This window comes from Novosphingobium colocasiae (genome assembly GCF_014652555.1).
Classification (GTDB): domain Bacteria; phylum Pseudomonadota; class Alphaproteobacteria; order Sphingomonadales; family Sphingomonadaceae; genus Novosphingobium; species Novosphingobium colocasiae.
Genome location: NZ_BMZA01000041.1, coordinates 1 through 2,500, shown reverse-complemented (window position 1 = coordinate 2,500; position 2,500 = coordinate 1). Strand labels below are relative to the sequence as shown.

Annotated in this window: 2 rRNA genes (1 of these 2 cut by a window edge); both read left to right on the top strand. The window is 54.8% G+C overall.

The window, feature by feature from the left end:
• Positions 1-2,113: ribosomal RNA gene (locus IE122_RS17900) — 23S ribosomal RNA — on the top strand (it extends 680 nt beyond the left edge of the window).
• Between the two features lie 129 nt (positions 2,114-2,242).
• A 5S ribosomal RNA gene (rrf, locus tag IE122_RS17895) occupies positions 2,243-2,357 on the top strand.
• Positions 2,358-2,500: the final 143 nt, after the last annotated feature.

The window sequence follows — 2,500 nt, the reverse complement described above, 5'->3', positions numbered from 1 at the left end:
CGACTGAGTTTGATGTATTAGACCCGAAACCCGGCGATCTAGGCATGACCAGGTTGAAGGTGCGGTAACACGCACTGGAGGACCGAACCGGTGAATGTTGAAAAATTCTCGGATGAGTTGTGTTTAGGGGTGAAAGGCCAATCAAGCCGGGAAATAGCTGGTTCTCCGCGAAATCTATTGAGGTAGAGCGTCGGATATTTGCCGTTGGGGGTAGAGCACTGGATGGATGCGGGGGTCGCGAGATCTACCAATTCTAACCAAACTCCGAATACCAACGAGTCTAGTCCGGCAGACAGACGGCGGGTGCTAAGGTCCGTCGTCAAAAGGGAAACAGCCCTAACCTACAGCTAAGGCCCCCAAGTCATCACTAAGTGGGAAAGCATGTGGGAATCCCAAAACAACCAGGAGGTTGGCTTAGAAGCAGCCATCCTTTAAAGAAAGCGTAACAGCTCACTGGTCTAAATAAGGGTTCCTGCGGCGAAAATGTAACGGGGCTCAAGTGATGCGCCGAAGCTTAGGGTGTGATCTTCGGATCACGCGGTAGCGGAGCGTTCCGTAAGCGAGTGAAGCGGTCTGGTAATGGGCCGTGGACGTATCGGAAGTGCGAATGCTGACATGAGTAGCGACAAAGAGGGTGAGATGCCCTCTCGCCGAAAGACCAAGGGTTCCTGCTTAAAGCTAATCTGAGCAGGGTGAGCCGGCCCCTAAGACGAGCCCGAAGGGGGTAGTCGATGGGAACCACGTTAATATTCGTGGGCCTGGTGGTGTGTGACGGATCACTTACATTGTACAACCTTATTGGATTGGTTGTGCTTTCACGTGGTTCCAGGAAATAGCCCCACCGTATAGACCGTACCCGAAACCGACACAGGTGGTCAGGTAGAGTATACCAAGGCGCTTGAGAGAAGTATCCTGAAGGAACTCGGCAAATTGCCTCCGTACCTTCGGAAGAAGGAGGCCCCGGCTATGCGCAAGCACTGTCGGGGGGCACAGGCCAGGGGGTAGCGACTGTTTAGCAAAAACACAGCACTCTGCTAAGTCGGCTTCAAGACGACGTATAGGGTGTGACGCCTGCCCGGTGCTCGAAGGTTAAGAGGAGGAGTGCAAGCTCCGAATTGAAGCCCGAGTAAACGGCGGCCGTAACTATAACGGTCCTAAGGTAGCGAAATTCCTTGTCGGGTAAGTTCCGACCTGCACGAATGGCGTAACGACTTCCCCACTGTCTCCAGGATATGCTCAGCGAAATTGAATTCTCCGTGAAGATGCGGAGTACCCGCGGTTAGACGGAAAGACCCCGTGCACCTTTACTGCAGCTTCAGAGTGGCATTAGGAAGGAATTGTGTAGCATAGGTGGGAGGCTTTGAAGCGACGGCGCCAGCTGTCGTGGAGCCATAGGTGAAATACCACCCTGTTGTTTTCTGATGTCTAACCCAGCACCGTTATCCGGTGCGGGGACCCTCTGTGGCGGGTAGTTTGACTGGGGCGGTCGCCTCCTAAAGAGTAACGGAGGCGCGCGATGGTAGGCTCAGGCCGGTTGGAAACCGGCTGCAAGAGTGCAATGGCATAAGCCTGCCTGACTGCGAGACTGACGAGTCGAGCAGAGACGAAAGTCGGTCATAGTGATCCGGTGGTCCCTCGTGGAAGGGCCATCGCTCAACGGATAAAAGGTACGCCGGGGATAACAGGCTGATGATTCCCAAGAGCTCATATCGACGGAATCGTTTGGCACCTCGATGTCGGCTCATCACATCCTGGGGCTGGAGCAGGTCCCAAGGGTTTGGCTGTTCGCCAATTAAAGTGGTACGTGAGCTGGGTTCAGAACGTCGCGAGACAGTTTGGTCCCTATCTGCCGTGGGCGTCGATACTTGAGAGGAGTTGTCCCTAGTACGAGAGGACCGGGATGAACATGCCTCTGGTGTACCTGTCGTGGCGCCAGCCGCGCAGCAGGGTAGCTATGCATGGACGGGATAACCGCTGAAAGCATCTAAGCGGGAAGCCTCCCTCAAGATTAGGTATCTTCGAGTCGTGATAGACCATCACGTTGATAGGCCGGGTGTGGAAGTGCGGTAACGCATGAAGCTAACCGGTCCTAATAACTCTGTTCATGCTTGAGAATCCCACCATCAATGACAGCCCTGCCAGCAGCAGCGCCGTCAAAGATGACGGACGATGAAGCAGCCAGAAACGATCTGACAAAGCACGGGATAACCATCGATTGAAAAACAGCGCGCTCGCTCCATTGCTTGGTGACCATAGCGGCGGTGACCCACCCGATCCCATCTCGAACTCGGCCGTGAAACCCGCCTGCGCCAATGGTACTAACGCTCAAGCGTTGGAAGAGTAGGTCGTCGCCAGGCATTGAAGCCAGCGCGCTAAAACCCATCACAATGATCAAAGACAAAAGGGCCCCAAAAGGGCCCTTTTTGCGTCACTCAAGGACGCACACATGGTGACGCGGGGTGGAGCAGCCCGGTAGCTCGTCAGGCTCATAACCTGAAGG